The organism is Stenotrophomonas sp. FBCC-B152, assembly GCF_059134105.1.
Genome location: NZ_CP101442.1, coordinates 3,182,043 through 3,201,446, shown reverse-complemented (window position 1 = coordinate 3,201,446; position 19,404 = coordinate 3,182,043). Strand labels below are relative to the sequence as shown.

General features: G+C 66.7%; 21 protein-coding genes. 7 read left to right on the top strand and 14 right to left on the bottom strand.

Translation table 11 applies throughout. The features are described from left to right. Positions 1–459: 459 nt before the first annotated feature. Positions 460–1,896, bottom strand: coding sequence for a DUF4062 domain-containing protein (locus NMB40_RS14725; RefSeq protein ID WP_494358896.1), 1,437 nt, complete (start codon positions 1,894–1,896; stop codon positions 460–462). 166 nt (positions 1,897–2,062) lie between these two features. Here NMB40_RS14725 and NMB40_RS14720 point away from each other — a divergent pair, with 166 nt between their 5' ends. The 3 genes from NMB40_RS14720 to fghA are packed head-to-tail and all read left to right on the top strand — an operon-like array spanning position 2,063 to position 4,351. After that, positions 2,063–2,338, top strand: coding sequence for a metal/formaldehyde-sensitive transcriptional repressor (locus tag NMB40_RS14720; protein ID WP_448143532.1), 276 nt, complete (start codon positions 2,063–2,065; stop codon positions 2,336–2,338). A 55-nt stretch (positions 2,339–2,393) separates the two neighbouring features. Then, positions 2,394–3,503, top strand: coding sequence for an S-(hydroxymethyl)glutathione dehydrogenase/class III alcohol dehydrogenase (locus NMB40_RS14715; protein WP_282244214.1), 1,110 nt, complete (start codon positions 2,394–2,396; stop codon positions 3,501–3,503). 17 nt (positions 3,504–3,520) lie between these two features. Continuing rightward, the gene (fghA, locus tag NMB40_RS14710; protein WP_494358895.1) at positions 3,521–4,351 is read left to right on the top strand and encodes an S-formylglutathione hydrolase; all 831 of its coding nucleotides are present in this window, start codon (positions 3,521–3,523) and stop codon (positions 4,349–4,351) included. A 3-nt stretch (positions 4,352–4,354) separates the two neighbouring features. On the opposite strand, the gene NMB40_RS14705 is transcribed toward fghA, so the two are convergent. The 8 genes from NMB40_RS14705 to NMB40_RS14670 all read right to left on the bottom strand — a co-directional run bounded on the left by NMB40_RS14705 (position 4,355) and on the right by NMB40_RS14670 (position 11,897). Beyond that, complete coding sequence (locus NMB40_RS14705; RefSeq protein ID WP_494358894.1) at positions 4,355–5,215, bottom strand: PA4780 family RIO1-like protein kinase; 861 nt, start codon at positions 5,213–5,215, stop codon at positions 4,355–4,357. A gap of 129 nt (positions 5,216–5,344) precedes the next feature. Continuing rightward, on the bottom strand, positions 5,345–5,989 hold the full coding sequence (locus NMB40_RS14700; RefSeq protein ID WP_494358893.1) for a M23 family metallopeptidase: 645 nt from the start codon (positions 5,987–5,989) through the stop codon (positions 5,345–5,347). A 6-nt stretch (positions 5,990–5,995) separates the two neighbouring features. Beyond that, entirely contained in the window at positions 5,996–6,961 is a 966-nt protein-coding gene (locus NMB40_RS14695; RefSeq protein WP_494358892.1) for a L,D-transpeptidase family protein, read from the bottom strand. A 121-nt stretch (positions 6,962–7,082) separates the two neighbouring features. After that, positions 7,083–7,418: a hypothetical protein gene (locus tag NMB40_RS14690; protein ID WP_448143527.1), complete on the bottom strand. Its 336-nt coding sequence runs from the start codon at positions 7,416–7,418 to the stop codon at positions 7,083–7,085. Between the two features lie 80 nt (positions 7,419–7,498). Next, entirely contained in the window at positions 7,499–8,443 is a 945-nt protein-coding gene (locus NMB40_RS14685; RefSeq protein WP_282247270.1) for a DegV family protein, read from the bottom strand. A gap of 83 nt (positions 8,444–8,526) precedes the next feature. Then, positions 8,527–9,162, bottom strand: coding sequence for a 2-hydroxychromene-2-carboxylate isomerase (locus NMB40_RS14680; RefSeq protein WP_282247269.1), 636 nt, complete (start codon positions 9,160–9,162; stop codon positions 8,527–8,529). Positions 9,163–9,219: 57 nt separating this feature from the next. Next, the gene (locus NMB40_RS14675) at positions 9,220–10,491 is read right to left on the bottom strand and encodes an amidohydrolase family protein (RefSeq protein ID WP_494358891.1); all 1,272 of its coding nucleotides are present in this window, start codon (positions 10,489–10,491) and stop codon (positions 9,220–9,222) included. Beyond that, positions 10,488–11,897 (bottom strand): amidohydrolase, encoded by a 1,410-nt coding sequence (locus tag NMB40_RS14670; protein ID WP_494358890.1) that lies wholly within the window; start codon positions 11,895–11,897, stop codon positions 10,488–10,490. Before NMB40_RS14670 ends, NMB40_RS14675 begins: the two co-directional genes overlap by 4 nt. 159 nt (positions 11,898–12,056) lie before the next feature. On the opposite strand from NMB40_RS14670, the gene NMB40_RS14665 reads away from it, so the two are divergent. Both NMB40_RS14665 and NMB40_RS14660 read left to right on the top strand, forming a co-directional pair. Beyond that, a complete protein-coding gene (locus tag NMB40_RS14665) occupies positions 12,057–12,833 on the top strand; it encodes an AMP nucleosidase (protein ID WP_282247266.1) in 777 nt (258 codons plus the stop codon). Positions 12,834–12,886: 53 nt separating this feature from the next. Next, positions 12,887–13,426 (top strand): DUF924 family protein, encoded by a 540-nt coding sequence (locus NMB40_RS14660; protein WP_095362913.1) that lies wholly within the window; start codon positions 12,887–12,889, stop codon positions 13,424–13,426. A 55-nt stretch (positions 13,427–13,481) separates the two neighbouring features. Here the strand turns inward: NMB40_RS14660 and grxD are convergent, their stop codons facing one another. Next, positions 13,482–14,408, bottom strand: coding sequence for a Grx4 family monothiol glutaredoxin (gene grxD / locus NMB40_RS14655; RefSeq protein WP_494358889.1), 927 nt, complete (start codon positions 14,406–14,408; stop codon positions 13,482–13,484). Positions 14,409–14,465: 57 nt separating this feature from the next. Between grxD and NMB40_RS14650 the strand changes: the two genes are divergently transcribed. Continuing rightward, on the top strand, positions 14,466–15,317 hold the full coding sequence (locus NMB40_RS14650) for a polysaccharide deacetylase family protein (RefSeq protein ID WP_494358888.1): 852 nt from the start codon (positions 14,466–14,468) through the stop codon (positions 15,315–15,317). On the opposite strand, the gene NMB40_RS14645 is transcribed toward NMB40_RS14650, so the two are convergent. The 4 genes from NMB40_RS14645 to NMB40_RS14630 are packed head-to-tail and all read right to left on the bottom strand — an operon-like array spanning position 15,220 to position 18,173. Beyond that, a complete protein-coding gene (locus NMB40_RS14645) occupies positions 15,220–15,579 on the bottom strand; it encodes a hypothetical protein (RefSeq protein WP_494358887.1) in 360 nt (119 codons plus the stop codon). The two genes, NMB40_RS14650 and NMB40_RS14645, sit on opposite strands and share 98 nt — an antisense overlap. Continuing rightward, a complete protein-coding gene (locus NMB40_RS14640) occupies positions 15,576–16,217 on the bottom strand; it encodes a class I SAM-dependent methyltransferase (protein ID WP_494358886.1) in 642 nt (213 codons plus the stop codon). Before NMB40_RS14640 ends, NMB40_RS14645 begins: the two co-directional genes overlap by 4 nt. 56 nt (positions 16,218–16,273) lie before the next feature. Further along, positions 16,274–16,897 carry an SGNH/GDSL hydrolase family protein gene (locus tag NMB40_RS14635; protein ID WP_282247261.1) on the bottom strand — a complete coding sequence of 208 codons (624 nt, stop codon included), beginning with the start codon at positions 16,895–16,897 and terminating at the stop codon, positions 16,274–16,276. Position 16,898: 1 nt separating this feature from the next. Next, complete coding sequence (locus tag NMB40_RS14630) at positions 16,899–18,173, bottom strand: pyridoxal phosphate-dependent aminotransferase (RefSeq protein ID WP_282247260.1); 1,275 nt, start codon at positions 18,171–18,173, stop codon at positions 16,899–16,901. Between the two features lie 125 nt (positions 18,174–18,298). On the opposite strand from NMB40_RS14630, the gene rsgA reads away from it, so the two are divergent. Next, positions 18,299–19,390 (top strand): ribosome small subunit-dependent GTPase A, encoded by a 1,092-nt coding sequence (gene rsgA, locus NMB40_RS14625; protein ID WP_282247259.1) that lies wholly within the window; start codon positions 18,299–18,301, stop codon positions 19,388–19,390. The last annotated feature ends 14 nt before the right edge of the window (positions 19,391–19,404 follow it).

Sequence of the window (19,404 nt, the reverse complement as noted above, 5' to 3'; positions counted from 1 at the left end):
GCAAAATCGTTGCCGGTGCGACCCGGGCATCGAGTCGTGCGTGGCTGATTGGCTGATGCGAGCCGCAGTGTGCGCAGCGAAACAGAGCTCCGCCGGGAAGTTGTATAAGCTGCGCTGATCCGCACGAGGTGATGCTGCTGCACTGGGCACAGCCCGCAGTCAGCGAAAGAATTTTTTCGATCGTGCCTGAAGTGGAATAATTGGCTTCAAACGCGTGGATTACGGGAGAGGGTGCGTTTGGCATCGTTTGTCTGGGATGGCGGGGATGTAGTGAGCATCACTGCACTGCCGTGATGGCCCCGTGCATCCACCACCAATCCCGCCCCGCCAACGGTAGAGCAGTAACCTCCGAACTATTCCGAGCGCTTAATGCGCGCCCGGTGCAATAATTACTCAGGCAGGAGGGTGCTCCTGCCTAAAATGTGTAACTCAGAGAGCGCGGGGCATTGGTGTGAGGAACTATTGGCTCCTCGCAAACTCCTTAAGAATCCTGGCCTTAACGTTGGCGAGCTCGGGGGCGACATTCCCGTCTTCAGGGATCTGGTATTTATAAACGGCTACGGAGGAAGTTCCATTCGGGCCGTCCGATAGTTTGGTCACTGAGATTTTACTGGAGTCAACGTCAACAAGGAAATTCATGGAGTTGAATTCGCGATGTGAAGTCAAGAATATTTTAAGTGACTCTTCAATGAACTTTTCTTGGGTCACAAGTATGGTGGCAGGTGTGCTGTTATGTCCGGAATCTTCCTCATCAGACAGTGGCTCGACATCTTCCTGGTACGGTTCGTTGTAGTGTCTAACCATTGGAAGAACTCTGACGTCAAGGCTGTCTATCACTGCTGTTAATATCGCCTCGAGCGCATCTGTACTAAGACTGGCTAGCGCGCTCCACTCTTCCGAAAACCGCTCGATGTATCGGATTGGAAGCCTTGCTTTGAAGTATGTTTGGTCGTCCATTACGACGATGAAGCCAGGTAGCCCAGCTCTGCCGTTGGAGGAGAGGCTGCGGAATTCCTTGACGCCGAGAGATTTTGTGGCACTTGTCCAAGTCGAGTTAGCCTTGATCAGCTCACGAAGATCTTCTGGGGAGCGATGCCTCATGATTCCCCGTGTGAATTCGATAAGCTGTCGAAACCGAAGTGCTCCTTTCGCCGTTTCTTTGAGCTCCACACTAGAGATCGACCCAAGGACTGCAGCCTTTAAATCGGCAATCTGGCTGCTCAAGTTGTCAATTCGGCGACTTTCCATGGACTTGGTGCGCTGTTCATGCAGCAGGCGTTGGAATAGGCCAGACCATTGCTTCTTAAGTTGAGACTCAATATCCTCGAACCGAGAGAACTCGAAAATACTATTGTTCTCATTTCTCAGTCTGAGAAAATTAATAAATTCAAATATATAGGGGGCTGTATCGCTTTTATCAATTGACGAGAACTCTATTTCCCCGATAATGGACTTGTTCTTGTTCTTCTCGTACGTAAGGTGATCCCGCATGACGCCGGTTTCCACGAAAGCAAACACGGGTATCCCTGATTGGATGGACTTTAGTACTTCAGCTTGAGTTATCGAAATTTTGGCTTTGTCCTCGCCGAACCGATCTGCTCGGCTAATATCTCCAATCCTATCCAGATCAACTAGCTCAAGGGCTCTTGGAACAGTGGTTCCGCCAAACCTAGAGCCGACAACGACGATTGCCGCGTCGCAGTTTTCAACTTCCCGTAAGCAGCTAGTATGCGTATGGATTCGCGGGTCGTAAATTACATCTGCTTGATCGCTCATGACTGGCTCGTAGCCAGCATTCAGAAGCATGGTTCGCAGCTGTGCTCGAATCGCATGCATGTCGTAGCATGTGGAGGATACAAAGATTTTGAGATTTGCCACTTGCGAAACTCCATCCATTGGTGCCTCTGTCGAGGCGCGTATGGGCATCCTGGATTGCCCGGATGATCGGATACTACAACCTCGCCCGTGCTTCCAAAAGCCAACGCTAAGGCGGGCATTTCGGTCCCATCGAGCTCCTTACCCCGTATACTATCCCCCAGTATAGTTCTCTGGTCGCGCTGCCGTGCCTCACTCCCCGGAAGAAAAGAAGAAGGTCCTGGCCCGGGTGCGGCGCATCCGCGGCCAGTGCGACGCGCTCGACCGCGCGCTGGAAGTGGGCGCCGATTGCGGCCCGGTACTGCAGCAGATCGCCGCCATCCGTGGCGCGGTCAACGGGCTGATGTCCGAAGTGATGGAAGCCCACCTGCGCGAAGAATTCGGCCAGCCGGCGCAGTCCGATGCGCAGCGCGCCGAGCGCGTGCGCGACATGAGCGCGCTGATCCGTTCCTACCTGAAATGAGCGTGCGCTTCGCCGCGCGCTGTCCCGCCTTGTCATCTGTCCTGGAGACCTCCCCATGAAATCCCGTGCTGCCGTTGCCTTCGCCGCTGGCGAACCGCTGAAGATCGTCGAGATCGACGTCGCCCCGCCGCAGAAGGGCGAAGTGCTGGTGCGCATCACCCACACCGGGGTCTGCCACACCGATGCCTTCACCCTGTCCGGCGATGATCCGGAAGGCCTGTTCCCGGCCGTGCTGGGCCATGAAGGCGCCGGCATCGTGGTGGAAGTGGGCGAGGGCGTGACCAGCGTGAAGCCGGGCGACCACGTCATTCCGCTGTATACCGCCGAATGCGGCGAGTGCCTGTTCTGTACTTCCGGCAAGACCAACCTGTGCGTGGCCGTGCGTGCCACCCAGGGCAAGGGCGTGATGCCCGACGGCACCACCCGCTTCTCCTACAACGGCCAGCCGATCTACCACTACATGGGCTGCTCCACCTTCAGCGAATACACGGTGGTGGCCGAGGTCTCGCTGGCGAAGATCAACCCGGAGGCCAACCCGGAGCATGTGTGCCTGCTCGGCTGTGGCGTGACCACCGGCATCGGCGCGGTGCACAACACCGCCAAGGTGCAGGAAGGTGATTCGGTGGCGGTGTTCGGGCTGGGCGGCATCGGCCTGGCGGTGATCCAGGGTGCGCGCCAGGCCAAGGCCGGCCGCATCTTCGCCATCGACACAAACCCCTCCAAGTTCGAACTGGCCAAACAGTTCGGCGCCACCGACTGCATCAACCCGAAGGACTTCGACAAGCCGATCCAGCAGGTCATCGTGGAAATGACCACCTGGGGCGTGGACCACACCTTCGAATGCATCGGCAACGTCAACGTGATGCGCGCGGCGCTGGAATGCGCGCACCGCGGCTGGGGCCAGTCGGTGGTCATCGGCGTGGCCGGTTCGGGCCAGGAAATCTCCACCCGCCCGTTCCAGCTGGTCACCGGCCGCTCGTGGAAGGGCACCGCCTTCGGCGGCGTGAAGGGTCGCAGCCAGCTGCCGGGCATGGTCGAAGATGCGATGAAGGGCGATATCGAACTGGCGCCGTTCGTCACCCACACCATGGGCCTGGACGAGATCAACGAAGCCTTCGACCTGATGCATGAAGGCAAGTCGATCCGTTCGGTCGTCCACTACTGATCACGGCGGGAATGCCCATGGAACGCATCGAACACCGCGCCGCCTTTGGCGGCTGGCAGGACGTGTACCAGCACCGCTCGGCGGTGCTCAACTGCGAGATGAAGGTGGCGGTGTACCTGCCGCCGCAGGCGGCCACCCAGAAGCTGCCGGTGCTGTACTGGCTGAGCGGGCTGACCTGCACCGAGCAGAACTTCATCACCAAGGCCGGCGCGCAGCGCTATGCGGCGGAACATGGCGTGATCCTGGTCGCGCCCGATACCAGCCCGCGCGGCGATGACGTGGCCGATGCCGAGGGCTACGACCTGGGCAACGGCGCGGGGTTCTACCTCAACGCCACCGAGCAGCCGTGGGCGGCGCACTACCGCATGCACGACTACATCGTTGACGAGCTGCCGGCGTTGATCGAGGCGCACCTGCCGGCCACCGGCGTGCGCAGCATCAGCGGGCATTCCATGGGCGGCCACGGTGCGCTGGTGATCGCCCTGCGCAACCCGGGCCGCTACCGCAGCGTGTCGGCGTTCTCGCCGATCGTGGCCCCGACCCGGGTGCCGTGGGGGCAGAAGGCCTTCAGCGCGTACCTGGGCGAGGATCGTGCTGGCTGGGCGCAGTGGGATGCCAGCGAACTGGTGGCCACGGCCAGCGAGAAGCTGCCGCTGCTGGTCGACCAGGGCGCCGGCGATGAGTTCCTGGACAGCCAGCTGCAGCCGCAGTGGCTGCAGGCCGCGTGCACGGCGGCGGGGCACCCGCTGCAGCTGCGGATGCAGCCGGGGTATGACCACAGCTATTACTTCATCGGCACGTTCATCGGCGAGCACATCGCGTATCACGCCAAGGCGTTGTACGCCTGAGGCTTACGCGTCTTCTTCTTCCGCCGCTTCGCGGCCCTGCTGGCGGATCAGCGCTTCTTCGCGCGCGTCGTTGATCGCGTGGCGCACGCTGTCCAGGTCGATGGTGGATTCGTCGTGGACGAATTCACCGGTCAGCGGGCTGTCCGGCAGCAGTTCACCGGCCTCGAACAACGCCCACATTTCTTCGCCGTACCAGGTGTCTAGCAGCTCCGGTGCGGAGCGGCCCAGGTAGGCGGTGAGGTTGTTGACGTCGCGCAGCAGCATGCTGCGCGCGGCATTGTTGCCACCGGCACTCACCACCTGCGGGAAATCGATCACCACCGGGCCATCGGGGCCCACCAGTACGTTGTACGGCGACAGATCGCCGTGGATCAGGCCGCAGCACAGCATCAGCACCACCTGGCGCACCAGGATCCGGTGGAACTCACGGGCCTGGTCGCGCTCCAGCTCCACCTCGCCCAGGCGTGCGGCGGAGAAGCCGTCGGCATCGGTCACCAGTTCCATCACCAGCACGCCGTGGAAGTACCCATGCGGCTCGGGCACGCGCACGCCGGCGTCGCGCAGCTGGTACAGCGCGTCGACCTCGGTGTTCTTCCAGGCGGTTTCCTGCTGCTTGCGGCCGTACTTGCTGGCCTTGCCCACCGCGCGCGCCTCGCGGCTGCCCCGCACCTTGCGGCCTTCCTGGTACTGCACGCGCTGCTGGAAGCTGCGCTGGGCCATGTCCTTGTACACCTTGGCGCAGCGCACGTCGTCGCCGCTGCGTACGACGTACACGGCCGCTTCCTTGCCGCTCTTGAGCGGGCGCAGTACTTCGTCGATCACGCCGTCTTCGATCAGCGCCTGCAGGCTTTCGGGGGTCTTCACGTAATCTCGGTCAGGAGGGCGGCGCCAATGCGCCAGCCGGCAAGGGAGGGCCGGCGATTCTCGCACCTTCGCGGCGGCCGGGCCAATTGCGCACCCCATCCCGGTTCAGCCAGGCCGGCCGGGCTGGGCTCAGGGCAGGGCCTGCTCACCGCGCAGCACCGGGTAGGGATTGAGCGATTCGCCCTTCCACCACTGCTTTTCCGGGCCCAGCCGGTGGATCTCGAAATGCAGGTGCGGGGCGTCCGGGCTGGCGTTGCCGGTATGCCCGACGTAGCCGATCACGTCGCCGCGCTTGACCACCTGCTTCTCGGCCAGCCCGTCGGCATAGCGCTGCAGGTGCGCGTAGTAGTAGCAGTAAGTGCCACCCGGCTCGAACTGGTACACGGTCAGCCCGCCGCGCTCGCTGTCGAACAGCTTCTCGATGGTGCCGTCGGCCACGGCCAGCACCGGCGTGCCCTCGTCGGCCAGGATATCGATGGCATCGTGCACCCGCCCCTGGCTGCGCGCATCGGTAAAGGTGTCCTGCAACTGCGCAGCCGTAATCCCCTGCACCGGCAACAGCAGCCCCGACGGGGCTGCGCTAGCGCCAGGCCCTGCCTGGCTGCCGGTAGAGCCAGGCCCTGCCTGGCTGCTTGCGGTCACGGGCCCCGCTGCCACGGGCGCCGCCGCCAGCGGCGCGGCAACCACCGCCTCCGGCACATCATTCCCGGACGCCAGCAACCACCACCCGGCCACGCCAATCACCACACCCAGTGCCAGCAATCGCGTCAGCATCGTCATTTACTCCTGCATCACCACGGGCACCGAGGCATCCACCGCGTCGGCCACCTGCAGCGCGTCCCAATTGGTCATCCGCACGCAGCCGTGCGATTCGGTCTTGCCCACGTGGCCCGGTTCGGGGGTGCCGTGCAGGCCGTAATGCGGCTTGGAGATGTCGATCCAGACCGGCCCGACCGGGTTGTTCGGGCCGGGCGGCAGGGTGGCCTTGCGGTCCCCGGCCTTGGCGTCCCAGAACAGCTTGGGGTTGTAGTGGAACGGCGGATCGCGCGAGATGCCCAGGATCTTCCATTCGCCGATCGGCAGCGGGTCGTGCTGGCTGCCGGAAGACACCGGGAACTGCGCGTACACCTTGCCCTGCGCGTCATACAGGCGCAGCGTCGAATCGGACTTGTCGATGACCAGCTTGGCCGCCTTGGGCAGCGCCGCCGGCGCGATGTTCGGCACCTGGATCGTGCTGCCGGCCTTGCCCAGGTCCACGCCTGGGTTGAGCGCCTGCAGCAGCTTGGGGTCGGCGTGGAAGCGTTCGCCGAGCGCTTCGCCCACGGAGCTGAAGCCCATCGCCTTGAGCTTGGCCTGGTCAGCGGGCTTCTTTGGAATCGGCTGGAAGGGGCCAGCCACGTCTTCGGCGGTGAGGGTGTAGCTGGCCAAAGGCGGCGTGCTGTCCGGCTGCAGCGCCTGCCAGGTTGCATCATCGAGCTCACCGGTCACCTTCAGTCCGCGCGCGGCCTGGAAGCCAGCCACCGCGCGCTTCTGGTTGGAGCCCACCACGCCGTCGATCTGGCCCGGTGAGAAATGCGCGCGGTCCAACAGCACCTGCGCATGCAGGTCCGAGCGCGGGCCGGTAGCCACGGCGTCGTCTTCAGCGATGGGCGCGGGAAGGGTAGCCGGGGCCTGCGCCAGCGCCGGGGTTGCGGCGGCCAGGGCAAGGGCAAGCAGGGAAGCGGAAGCGGGCAGGCGCAGCGGCATCGAATACTCCAGGGCAGGTTCAACCCCACCATGCCGGAGCGCGCTGCACAGGCCCTGTGAAATGCCTGACGGGCAGCTGACCGGCAACGCGATGTGGTGGCGTCGCCGGTCGGGTCGGTTTTTACCTTACGTCGCGCAGTTCCCAGTGGTGGCCGGCGAGCAGGCGCAGCCGCTCCTTCAGCACATCGCTGTTGATGGTGGTGGTGACCACCAGGTTGATGCGCAGGTCCTTCTGCTCACCCGTCACGGTGGCATTCGGGTCGGTTGCACCCCACTGCGGCTCGACCGCATCGGGATCCGGCTGCTTGGCGCGCCAGCGGTCGAACAGGCCGGTGGTGCGCAGCGCGGCTTCCAGCTCTTCGGCGAAACCGCCGGCGCTCTGCGAACGGAAAGAAAGATCGGCATCGTTGCCGTGGGCCTTGGAAGGGTCCGGCAGGCTGATGAAATACTGCGACATGGTGGTCTCCGTTGAATGCGCCAAGGCTGGCAGATGCGCGGTGGAATCGGTGTGCAGAAACCGGCCGCCGGTCTGTTGGCTCAGGCGCTGAAGGTATGCGGTTCGTCCGCGAACCCGATGGTGACCGCGCCCTTGCCCACGTTGACCATGCCGGTCAGGCTCATCACCGATTCGTACACGTCCACCCCGTGCGCTTTGCAGGTCTCGCGCAGGCTGGCATAGCCCGGCAGCGCCTGCAGGTCGGCCAGTTCGCCGCCGTAGCTCACGCACACCGTGGGCGTCATCAGGCCGCCCTTGACCCGCTGGCCGACGAAATCGAACAGCTTCTGCACCGCGTTGTCGAAGCCCTTGATCTTGGCCACCGGGCCGGTGGTGCCGCGATACCCGTGCAGCACCGGCTTGATGTCCAGCGCGCTGCCCAGCGCCGCGCTGATCAGGCCCACGCTGCGGTCGCCCTTGTGGCGGGCGCGGGCGCGCATGTAGTACAGGTCGCGGGTGACCATGTAGCCGTGCACGTTCAAGGCCAGCTGCTCCAGCCGCTCGCGGATCTGCTGCACACCGGCGCCGCTGTCACGCAGGCGCACCGCTTCCACCGCGGTCACGCCTTGGGCGGCGAACAGGTTCTGTGTATCCAGCACGCGCAGCGCGAACGGCGAGTTGTAGCCCGCCGCCTGGCGCACCGGCTTGTAGTCGTTGAGGATCGCGAAGCTGGCCTGCATCGCGTTGTCGTGGATCGGGCTGCGGGTCTTGGTGATCGTCATGCAGAACACATGGTCATAATCGATCACCAGCTTGCCCAGGAACAGATCACGGATCTGCACCACGCTGAAGGGAATGGTTTCGGCCTCGGCGCCGTGCTCGGCCACGTGGGCGTGCAGGAAACTCAGGGTGGCCTGTTCGTCGCGGTGGTCGGCCAGCACGGCCTCGCCAATCCGGACGGTGATGGGCAGCAGCACGATGTTGTGCTGCTGGATGAAGTCCTGCGGTAGATCACAGGCAGAGTCGACCACGATTCCGATGCGCATCCTGTTTGCCCCCTCCAGGCAGGGTGTCCGTTCGAAAGTGTGAAAGCTATCTCAAAACGCGTCCGGTTGCCTGACCACGCCGGTCAGCTTGGCCGGCTGCGCTCCACCGCCACCGGCAGCGTGTCGATCCGCTGCCATTCCGGCTGCTGCAGCAGGCCCGGGTCGGCCAGCACTGCGGCCATCAGGGCGTGGCTTTCGTTGCCCCAGAACAGCTCGCCGTCAATGGACAGGGTAGGCACCCCGAACACCCCGGCGGCGATGGCCGCCTCGGTGTTCTGGCGCAGCTGTTCCTTGACCGACGGTGCCGATACGGCGGCAACGACATCGCCCACGTCCAGCATCGCCGCCGGCAGGGCCAGTGCTTGGGGAGTATCGGCCGCGCGGCCATCGCGCCAGATCCAGTTGAACAGGATGTCCACCGATGCCGGCGAGGCGTCCGCCGCCAGGCACAGGCGCAGGGCGGCCAGCGGGTTGAACGGGTGGCCGGGCGGGAAGCGCAGCGGCACGCCCTGCTGCTGCGCCTGCCACAGCACCTGGCGGTAGGTGAAGCGGCGCTTGGCCGGGATCTCGGCCGGGCCCAGGTTGCCCAGGTGGTGCAGCACCGCGCCCAGCGCGATCGGCACCGGGGTGATGCGGTCGAACTGCGGCAGCGTTCTCAGCTGCTGCCAGTGCAGGTAGGCGAACGGCGAGACGAAGTCGAAGTACCAGCGCAGGGTCATGGGATTCCTTGGCCTTCAGCCAGGCAGGGCCTGGCTCTACGGGCGTGTAAGCGGACCTTACCGCGAATAGGCCCTGGGTTCGCGGGTGGCCGGGGCGGCGTAGCGGTCGCGCAGCTCGGTCTGGCGCGAGCGCATCGGCATGGCGCGGCCACCCAGCCAGACCTGCTCGGCGTAGTGGCCCACGTCCAGCGGGTCGCCTTCCCACAGCACCAGGTCGGCCAGCTTGCCCGGCTCAATGCTGCCCAGCGTGTCACCCACGCCCAGCACCTGCGCCGGCACCCGGGTCAGCCCGGCCAGGCCGTCCTGCCAGGGCAGGCCGTTGGCCACGGCATTGCCGGCCAGCTGGCGCATCTTGCGGGCGTTGTGCGAGGCATCGTCGCGCTGGGCGAAGCTGACCTGCACCCCGGCCGCATGCAGGCGTGCGGCGTTTTCAAGGGTCGCGCCGAGCTGATCGAAACTGGTGGGCAGGTTGCCCAGCGCGTCCACGAACACCGGCACCTTCGCCTGGGCCAGCAGCGGCGCCACCCGCCACGCCTCGGCACCGCCGGCAATGGCGATGCTCACTTTCTCGCGCGCCGCCCAGCGCAGCAGCTGGCGGATGTCCGCCGCGCGGTCCACCTCCACCACCAGCCGCCCCTGGCCGGCCAGGTAACGCGCCAGCGTGGCGCGGCCGGCGGGGGTGAGCAGGGCATGCGGCGAATCGACCGGCACCCGGCCGCGCGCCTCACTCACCATCTGCTCCAGCAGCATCCACTGCGCCGCGCGCGAGCTGCCGGTGAGTTCGGCGCCGGACGAACCGAGCCGGATGAACAACGCGCGCGGACCGATCGGGTCGGCGCTGCCATCCAGCCGCATCACCCCGCCCTGGCCGGCAATGAAGCTGCCGTCGGTGTTGGCCCCCAAGGCGGTGAAGCCGATGCCGTCGAGGCGCGCAACCGGGATCAGCACCGAGGCCGGGTTGTAGGCCAGGGTGACGTCGAACTCCGGGCGCATCGGCTGGTCCTGCAGCTTCAACCCGCTGTCCACCGTGGTGGATTCGCCGGACACTTCATCGATGCCGATATCGGTGATGCCGCCGAAGAACGCCGGGGTCAGCGGGCGGCCATTGGCCTCCACCACCGTGGCGCCGGCCGGCGTGGCCAGGCCGGTACCCACGGCGCGGATCACGCCGCCCTGGACCAGCACATCGGCGTGGTCCAGGCTGCCGCGCGCGCTGGCGGTGTGCACCGTGGCATTGCGGATCAGCAGGTCCTGCGCCCAACTGGCGGGCGCTGCGCCAAGCAGTGCCAGCACCAGCAGGCTGCGCTGCAGTACGCGGGGGGCGGTCATGGGCGTGCCTCCTGGCCCAGCATGAAGTCCGACAGCGGCTGCCGGCGCACGTCCTGGCGGTCGTAGACCTGGTGGCCGTCGATATAGACCTTCTCGGCCAGCGCGTAGGAACTGAAGGGGCTGCCGTTCCACACCACCACATCGCCCATCTTGCCCACCTCCAGGCTGCCGGTCTGCTTCTCCACGCCCAGCGAGCGCGCGGCATTGGAGGTCAGCCAGCCGATGGCGCGCTCAGGTGCGATCTGCATGCCGGCGCGGCGCGCGTTGGCGATCACCTTGGCGGCTTCCTGGTTGAGCCGCTGGATGCCCTCGGGCGAATCCGAATGCACGATCGCGCAGCTGTTGGCCGGGCGGTCCACCAGCGCGATGTTTTCCTGGATGCCGTCGAAGGCTTCCATCTTGAAGCCCCACCAGTCGGCCCACAGCGCACCGCAGACGCCTTCGGCGGCCAGCCGGTCGGCCAGCTTGTAGGCCTCCACGCCGTGGTGGAACGCGGCGATCTTGAAACCGAATTCCTTGGACAGGTCCAGCATCGTGGCCATTTCATCGGCGCGGTAGCAGTGGATGTGCACGCGGATGTCGCCGTCGATGGCGCCGGCCAGCGTGTCCAGCTTCAGGTCGCGCTTGCCGCCGGTATCGCCGGCGCTGTCGCCCTTGTCGCTGCCGCCGAACCAGCGCTTCTTCTTGACCTTCTTCGGGGCGTTCTTGGCCAGGTATTCGCTGGCGTCGATGAAGGCGGCGCGGTAGCCGGCCACGTTGCCCATGCGCGTACCCGGCGCCACGCCCTTGCCACCGCCATAGACGCGCTTGGGGTTCTCGCCGCAGGCCATCTTCAGGCCCCACGGCGCGCCGGGGAACTTCATTGCCTGGTAGGTGGTGGCGGGAACGTTCTTCAACGTCACCCCGCGCCCGCCGACCAGGTTGGCCGAGCCGGGCAGCACCTGCATCGAGGTCACTCCGCCCGCCAGGGCGGCGGCAAAGCCAGGGTCCTGCGGCCAGACCGAATGCTCGGCCCACACGTTGGCGGTGACCGGTGCGGTCATTTCATTGCCATCCGCATGCGCGCTTACGCCCGGGCTGGGGTACACGCCCAGGTGCGAATGCACGTCGATGATGCCGGGGGTCACCCACTTGCCGGTGCCATCGACCTGCACCGCGTTGGCCGGTGCCTCCAGCGCGCTGCCCAGCGCGGCGATGCGGCCATCGCGCAGCAGCAGGTCGGTCTGTTCCAGGCGCGCGCCGGTGCCGGTGAGCACGGTGGCATTGCGGATCAGCACCGGGGCCGAGGCGATCGGCGCATAGGTGCTGGGGTAGGGGTCCTGGGTGAAGCGCGACGCCGCCGGCGCCGAAGGCGCAACCAAGCCGAACAGCGCCAGGCCCAGCCCGGCGGTCAATCGTGTATGCATGTCATCCCCGATGCGGCGTGAAAGATCCCCCGCGACGCTAGCCGCTGGCCGGCGCGTTGCCAAGTGGCCAAGTGCATGCCACGTCCGCTGCCGGCTTGCTTATTCGTTGATCCGCAGGACAATTGCCGAATTGAACGGGATGCCACGTCGAGCCGCGCCATGAAGAACAAACAGGAAATCGTCGAAAACTGGCTGCCGCGCTACACCGGCGTGGCACTGGACCAGTTCGGCCCGCACGTACTGCTGACCAACTTCGGTGGCTACCTGCATGTGTTTTCCCAGCTCACCGGCGCGCCGGTGCAGGGCCTGGACCGGCCGATGGCCAGCGTCACCAGCGATGGCATCACCCTGATCAACTTCGGCATGGGCAGCCCCAACGCGGCCATCGTGATGGACCTGCTCTCGGCGGTGATGCCCAAGGCCGTGCTGTTCCTGGGCAAGTGCGGCGGGCTCAAGCGCAAGAACCAGCTGGGCGACCTGATCCTGCCCATTGCGGCGATCCGCGGCGAGGGCACCTCCAGCGACTACCTGCCGCCGGAAGTTCCCGCGCTGCCGGCGTTCGCGCTGCAGCGTGCGGTCTCCACCACGATCCGCGACCTCGGTCACGATTACTGGACCGGCACCGTCTACACCACCAACCGGCGGGTCTGGGAACACGACGAGGCGTTCAAGGAAAAGCTGCGGCTGATGCGCTGCATGGCCATCGACATGGAAACGGCCACCCTGTTCGCGGCCGGCTTCGCCAACCACATTCCGATCGGCGCCCTGCTGCTGGTGTCCGACCAGCCGATGATCCCCGATGGGGTCAAAACCGAGGCGTCCGACGCCAAGGTCAGCTCCCAGTTCGTTGAAAACCATATCCAGATAGGTATCGAGGCGCTTAAGCTTATACGGCGCAACGGCAAGTCGGTCCGCCACCTGCGCTTTGACGAATGATGGCAATGGCATGGGTGGGCGCCTGGAAGGCGCGCCGCCCGCAGGGGTAGTGAATGGACGTGGCGGCACAAGTAGTGGAATTCTGGCGCAACGCGGGACCGCAGCAGTGGTTCGCGCGCGATGACGCGTTCGATGCGCGTTTCCGCGAGGCATTCCTGGACGAACACTTCGCCGCCGCCCGGCGTGCGCGCGAGCATTGGCTGGAAACGGCCGATGGCGCGCTGGCGCTGATGATCCTGCTCGACCAGTTCCCGCGCAACTGCTTCCGCGACACCGCCCATTCCTACGCCACCGACGGCCTGGCCCGCCACTACGCCATGCGCGCGGTGGAAGAAGGCTTGGACCTGCAGCTGGTGCCCAAGCTGCGTGCCTTCATCTACCTGCCGTTCGAGCATTCCGAAGACCCGCAGGACCAGGAGCGTTCGGTGGCCATGTTCGACGTGCTGGGCGACAAGGAATACCTGCAGTACGCCGAACTGCACCGCGACATCATCCGCCGCTTCGGCCGGTTCCCGCATCGCAATGCGGTACTGGGGCGGATGCCAACGCCGGAAGAGTTGGACTACCTTGCCGAAGGCGGCTTCGCCGGCTGAAAAAAAACGCCGGCAATGCCGGCGTTTTTTTCATCCATCGCAGTTCAACCTGCGATCAATACTTCGGCACGCTGTTGTCCACCGCATCCGACCAGGCATCGATGCCGCCGGTGATGTTGTAGACCTTGCTGAAGCCCAGCGCACGGAACTGCTCGGCCGCCTGCGCGCTGCGGCCACCGTGGTGGCACAGGAACGCCAGCGGGGTGTCCTTCGGCAGGGCTTCCAGGCGGGCGCGGTTGTCGCCGTCGAAGGTTTCGAACGTGCCCTCGATCGCGGCAATCGCACGCTCATCGGCCGGGCGCACATCCACCACGGTCAGGGTGCCGGCGCGGCGCTGGTCGTCGGCGTCGCGAACGGCCAGTTCCTGCACGGCCTTCGGCGCGTTCGGGTTGTCGATGGCCAGGCCCTTGCCACGGATGTCGTCCACCCAGTCGATCGTGATGCCATCGGCGCGGCGCGCGCTGGCCAGGTCGAACTGCACGCGCAGGCCGTTGGATTCGGCGGCAATGGCGTTGTCGTCGTGCGGGGCCAGCTGGAAGTTCGGCTGGAAGCTGGCATCGATGCTCAGCTGCAGCGAGGCACCCGGTGCATCGGCCAGCGCACCGCGCAGCATTTCCACCGCGGCCGGGGTCACGGTGATGCTCGGCGGGGTGCGGTCCGGCGCGGCCAGGCCCAGCACGCTGCTCAGCTCACCGCTGCTGGCCATCTGCAGGATGATGTCGCTGCCGCCGACCAGTTCGCTGTCGATGTACAGCTGCGGGATGGTCGGCCAGTCGCCGTAGGCCTTGATGCCTTCGCGGATTTCCGCGTCGGCCAGCACGTTGACGTGGGCGAACTCCACGCCCAGGTCCTGCAGCGCGCCCACGGCCTTGGCCGAGAACCCGCACTGCGGCATCGTCGGCTGGCCCTTCATGAACAGCACGACGCGGTTGGCGGTAAGAATCGATTCGATGCGCGAACGCAGGGCGGGATCAAGGGACATGGTGGTCGGGTCCGGAGTTTCGAACCGTACATTCTACGCGGCATGGCATCATGGGGCATGACCGTACCGGAAACGTTGCATCGCATTCCCCGCCGCCCGTGGCGCTGGCTGCCCTGGCTGCTGCTGTCCCAGCTGGCCGTGGTGCTGGCCTGGTGGGCCTGGGGCTGGACCATCGGGCTGCCGTTGATGGTGGCCTCGCACGCCCTGTTCCTGGTGCCGGTGTTCCTGCCCAACAGCCGCTTCTACGCCCCGGTGCTGAGCCACCTGCCGGCCCCGGCTGAACAGGTCTGGCTGACGATTGATGACGGCCCCTCGGAAGAGACCCCGGCCGTGCTGGACCTGCTGGACCGCTACCAGGCGAAGGCCACCTTCTTCATGGTCGGCGAGCGCGCTGCCGCCCGGCCGGAACGGGTGCGGCAGGTGCTGGCGCGGGGCCACGACCTGGGCAACCACAGCCACCGCCACCCGCAGACCCGCTTCTGGCGGCTCGGCCCGGCCACCATGGCCGACGAGATCGCGCAGTGCCAGCAGGCCCTGACGGACATTGCCGGCACCCCGCCGCGCTGGTACCGCTCGGTGGTGGGCATGACCAACCCGTTCGTGGCCCCCGCGCTGAAGCGCTGGGGCCTGACCCGGGTGGGCTGGAGCGCACGCGGTTTCGACGGCGTGGACTGCCAGCCGCAGGTGGTGGTCGACCGCATCGTCGCCCGGCTGCGCCCCGGCGCGATCGTGCTGCTGCACGAAGGCGCCGCCCACGGCCACAACCTCGCGATCATCGAAGCGGTGCTGCAGGCCCTCCAGGCGCGTGGCCTCAGTGCGGCGTTGCCCCTGCCTCCGCTGTCGGGTGCGCATCCACCCATTGCTGGTGGATCCAGCTCCCCAGCGACGCCTGCGCCCACAACAAGGTGATCGACAGCCCCAGCGCCAGCACGCCGGTGACCCGGCGGCGCTGGTGCTGCAGCGCGCTGCCGATGCCCAGCAGCAGGCCCACCACCGTGACGCCCAGCGCCACGAACAACATCACCAGCACCGCCACCGGCACCTCGTGCATGCCCGCATAGCGGGGCAGGTGGGCCACATGCGCAGTGACCGCGAACAGCACCAGCGCCACCAGGCTCACCACCAGCGCGGCGATGCCCAGCGCGGAATGGCGGGGGCGCGGCGTGTTCATGCGGCGTCCCCACGCACGGCGGTCACCAGCCAGTTGTTGAACGGCGTATTGCCGTACAGCGGCGTCATCTCCAGCTGCAGCCCGGCGGCCTCCAGCGGTGCGCGCACACTGGCCGCATCCGGGTAATGCCGGGGCCGCGTGCCCATCCAGCCGACCAGGTGCGCCAGCATGTCGGTGATCCGCGTGGTGCGGTCGCGCCCGCTGTTGTCGGCCAGCGTGGTGCGGATCACCAGCCGCCCGCCGGGTGCGACCCGGGCCGCCGCGTCGCGCAGCAGCACTGGCTGCGCGTCGGCCGGCAGGTACTGCAGCACGTCCAGCAGCGCCACGCTGCCGTGGTGGTCGGGCAGGGCAGCGCTGGCATCCACGCACTCGAAGCGCGCATCGTGCAGCCCCGCGCGCGCACCGGCACGCTGTGCACGGGCGATCTTGTCCGCATCGATATCCACGCCCTGGTAAGGCTGGGCGCGTTGGTTCTGGCGCAGCACATGGGCCAGCAACCCCAGCCCGCAGCCGATATCCAGCAGCGGCAGCGAACACGGCGCCAGCGCACCCAGCACGCCCGGATACAGCGGGTCGCTGCCGAGCTTGCCGCGGCTGTAGTAGTAATCGCGGCGGTTGCCGAAGCGCTGCGCCGGCATGAAGGCATCGGCGATGCGGTGGGCCTGTTCCCTGGCCAGTGGTAATGCGTCCGTGCTCAGCGTGCTGCCTCGTCATCCAGGTGGGCGCGTACGACCGGGAAGGCCCGGCGCGTCCATTCGGTATACATCGCCGCCGACGGGTGCAGGCCATCGTCGACCAGCATGCCAGGTTCCGCACCGCGTTCGCGGCTGATCGCGGTGATGTCCACGAATGCCACCGCGTGCTCGGCACAGATCGCCTGCGCGGCCGCGTTGTAGGCATCCAGTTCGCGTGCGATCTGCGCCGGGTCGCGCTTGTTCTCGCGGGCGAACGGGGTCACGCCCCAGTCCGGAATGGACAGCACCAGCACCCGCCGGCGCTGCTGCCCGGCAAAGCCGAGCGCGCGCTGCAGCAGGGCGGTGAAGCGCGGGCGGTACTCTTCCACGCTGCGGCCGCGGTACTGGTCGTTGACCCCGATCAGCAGGCTCACCAGGCCAAACGGCCCCTTGGGGGCGGCGGCATCGATGCCCGCATCCAGCTCGTCGGTGGTCCAGCCGGTGGTGGCGATGATCTGCGGTTCGGCCACTACGTGGCCGGCTTCCTGCAGCGCCGTGGCCAGCTGCACCGGCCAGCGCCCGGCCGGGGCCACGCCTTCACCGATGGTGTAGGAATCGCCCAGGGCCAGGTAGGACAGCGCCACCTCAGGCCACCGCGCTGCGCGGCTTGAGCGGCACCACCTTGGTGTTGGCCTCGGCGCGGCGGGCCAGCGCCCGGTCGATGCGTGCGAACACATCGCGCATCACCTCGGCCTCCGGCAGCAGCGTCACCCGGAAATGGTGGCGGTAGGGCACGTTGAAGCTCGACCCGGGTACCACCAGCACGCCTTCCTCGTTCATCAGTTCCAGCGCGAAATCGTGGTCGTCGAAGCTGCGCGCGGCCGCGCCCACCACGGCCGGGAACGCGTACAGCGCACCGGCCGGGGCCACCAGCGACAGGTGCTCGCTGGCGTTGCAGGCCTCGATCACCGCGCGGCGGGTTTCATACAGGCGGCCACCGGGGGCGCAGAGCGCCGACACCGTGTCCGGGCCGTTCACCGCCGCATCGATGGCGTACTGGCCCGGCACGTTGGCGCACAGGCGCAGCGCGCTGAGCAGGTCCATCGCGGCGCGGAACTCGCCCAGCCGTTCGGCCGCACCGGACAGCATCGCCCAGCCCACGCGCCAGCCGCAGGCGCGGTGCACCTTGCTCAGGCCGCTGAAGGTGATGCACGGATGTTCGCCGGCCAGCGGGGCCACCGGCTGGAACTGCGCGTCGTCGTACAGGATCTGGTCGTAGATCTCATCGACCATCAGCAGCAGGTTGTGCTTGGCGGCGATGGCCACGATGCGCTCCAGCAGCTCGCGCGAATAGCTGGCGCCGCTGGGGTTGTTCGGGTTGATCAGCACGATGGCGCGGGTGCGCGAAGACACCAGTGTCTCGATCTCCACCGGGTCCGGCTGGAAGCCGTTTTCCGGTGCGCAGCGGTAGTACACCGGGCGGCCATCGTTGAGGATGGTTGCCGCCGACCACAGCGGGTAGTCGGGCGAGGGCACCAGCACTTCGTCGCCGGGGTTGAGCAGGGCGCGCAGCGACAGGTCGATCAGCTCGCTGACGCCATTGCCGATGAACACCCGGTCCGGGTGCGCATCCGGCGCGCCACGCCGGGCATACGCGGCGGCAATGGCCTCGCGTGCCTCCGGCAGGCCCTGCTGGTGGGTGTACGGATCGGTGCGGCCCATGTCATCGGCAATGGCGCGCTGCAGGTGTTCGGGCGCGCGGAACCCGAAGTTGCCCGGGTTGCCGATGTTCAGCTTGATCAGCTTGCGCCCCTGCGCCTCCAGCTCACGCGCTCGCCGCGCCAGTTCGCCCCGGATCTCGTAGCGGACTTCGGACAGGCGCTCGCGGGTGGCAAGCGGCTTCAGCGGGGGCGTGGACATGACTGGGCCGTGGTTCGGGCATGGAAATCGCATACTAGCGGAAATGCTGCGTTGCAGGGCAAGGCTTCCCGGGCAAATTCCCAGTATTGGCGGGCAGTTGCCGCCGATGCCTCTAGAATGGGCGCATGAGCGAACCGATCGACTACCGCGCCCTGCAGACCATGGGCTGGCCCTGGGCAGGCGCCCCCGAACTGCCTGCCTGGCAGGCCCTGTTCGAGCAGTACCCCCAGGCCCGCCCGGGCCGGGTGGTTGAACAGCACCGTACGGGCTACGTGGTGGCCGATGCCCCGGGCGCGGCGATCAAGACCGAATCCCCCGCCGAATGGCAGCGCCCACGCTTCCCCAGCCACGAACGCGCGGCCGTGGGCGACTGGGTGCTGCTGGACGGCATCCTGATCGTGGCGCTGCTGCCGCGGCGCACCGCGATCAAGCGCGGTGCGGCCGGCGAGCATTACCACCAGCAGGTGATCGCGGCCAACATCGATACCGTGTTCATCGTCTGCGGGCTGGATTCGGACTTCAACCCGCGCCGGATCGAGCGTTACCTGATGCTCGTGGGCGGTGGCGGCGCGCAGCCGGTGGTGGTGCTGACCAAGGCCGACCAGACCGAATACAGCGAAGACGCCCTGGCCGTGCTCGAAGAACTGGCCGCGCAGGACATCCCGCTGCTTGCCATCAATGGGCGCGACCCGGCCAGTGCCAGCGCGCTGCTGCCGTGGCTCGGCGCCGGGCAGACCGTGGTCCTGGTCGGTTCCTCCGGCGCCGGCAAGTCGACCCTGACCAACACGCTGCTCGGCTACGAGCTGATGAAGACCGCCGAAGTGCGGGGCAACGACTCCAAGGGTCGCCACACCACCACCCACCGCGCGCTGATTCCGATGCCGTCGGGCGCCTGCCTGATCGACACTCCCGGCATGCGTGAGCTCAAGCCGACCGGCGAAGAAGCGCTGGGCGAAGTGGGGTTCGCCGACGTGGAAGCGCTGGCCGCACAGTGCCGCTTCCGCGATTGCGCCCACCAGCGTGAGCCGGGGTGTGCGGTGCGCGCGGCGATCGATTCCGGTGAGCTGGATGAAGAGCGGCTGCTCAACTACTTCAAGCTGAAGGAAGAAGTGGCCGCCGCGGCCGCCAAGCTGGCGGTGCGCCAGGCCCAGCAGGCGCTGGAGCGCAAGCACGTGAGCAAGGGTGCGCAGTGGCGCCCGCCGGGCAAAAAGCGCTGAGGCGCACCTCCGCG

Excerpts from the sequence above, each read along its gene's own strand:
- grxD (WP_494358889.1), bottom strand. The coding sequence starts at position 14,408 with ATGTCCCTTGATCCCGCCCTGCGTTCGCGCATCGAATCGATTCTTACC.
- fghA (WP_494358895.1), top strand. The coding sequence starts at position 3,521 with ATGGAACGCATCGAACACCGCGCCGCCTTTGGCGGCTGGCAGGACGTG.
- rsgA (WP_282247259.1), top strand. The coding sequence starts at position 18,299 with ATGAGCGAACCGATCGACTACCGCGCCCTGCAGACCATGGGCTGGCCC.
- NMB40_RS14725 (WP_494358896.1), bottom strand. The coding sequence starts at position 1,896 with ATGGATGGAGTTTCGCAAGTGGCAAATCTCAAAATCTTTGTATCCTCC.
- NMB40_RS14715 (WP_282244214.1), top strand. The coding sequence starts at position 2,394 with ATGAAATCCCGTGCTGCCGTTGCCTTCGCCGCTGGCGAACCGCTGAAG.
- NMB40_RS14665 (WP_282247266.1), top strand. The coding sequence starts at position 12,057 with ATGAAGAACAAACAGGAAATCGTCGAAAACTGGCTGCCGCGCTACACC.
- NMB40_RS14660 (WP_095362913.1), top strand. The coding sequence starts at position 12,887 with ATGGACGTGGCGGCACAAGTAGTGGAATTCTGGCGCAACGCGGGACCG.
- NMB40_RS14640 (WP_494358886.1), bottom strand. The coding sequence starts at position 16,217 with ATGCCGGCGCAGCGCTTCGGCAACCGCCGCGATTACTACTACAGCCGC.
- NMB40_RS14680 (WP_282247269.1), bottom strand. The coding sequence starts at position 9,162 with ATGACCCTGCGCTGGTACTTCGACTTCGTCTCGCCGTTCGCCTACCTG.
- NMB40_RS14645 (WP_494358887.1), bottom strand. The coding sequence starts at position 15,579 with ATGAACACGCCGCGCCCCCGCCATTCCGCGCTGGGCATCGCCGCGCTG.
- NMB40_RS14670 (WP_494358890.1), bottom strand. The coding sequence starts at position 11,897 with ATGCATACACGATTGACCGCCGGGCTGGGCCTGGCGCTGTTCGGCTTG.
- NMB40_RS14690 (WP_448143527.1), bottom strand. The coding sequence starts at position 7,418 with ATGTCGCAGTATTTCATCAGCCTGCCGGACCCTTCCAAGGCCCACGGC.
- NMB40_RS14700 (WP_494358893.1), bottom strand. The coding sequence starts at position 5,989 with ATGCTGACGCGATTGCTGGCACTGGGTGTGGTGATTGGCGTGGCCGGG.
- NMB40_RS14685 (WP_282247270.1), bottom strand. The coding sequence starts at position 8,443 with ATGCGCATCGGAATCGTGGTCGACTCTGCCTGTGATCTACCGCAGGAC.
- NMB40_RS14650 (WP_494358888.1), top strand. The coding sequence starts at position 14,466 with ATGACCGTACCGGAAACGTTGCATCGCATTCCCCGCCGCCCGTGGCGC.
- NMB40_RS14675 (WP_494358891.1), bottom strand. The coding sequence starts at position 10,491 with ATGACCGCCCCCCGCGTACTGCAGCGCAGCCTGCTGGTGCTGGCACTG.
- NMB40_RS14630 (WP_282247260.1), bottom strand. The coding sequence starts at position 18,173 with ATGTCCACGCCCCCGCTGAAGCCGCTTGCCACCCGCGAGCGCCTGTCC.
- NMB40_RS14695 (WP_494358892.1), bottom strand. The coding sequence starts at position 6,961 with ATGCCGCTGCGCCTGCCCGCTTCCGCTTCCCTGCTTGCCCTTGCCCTG.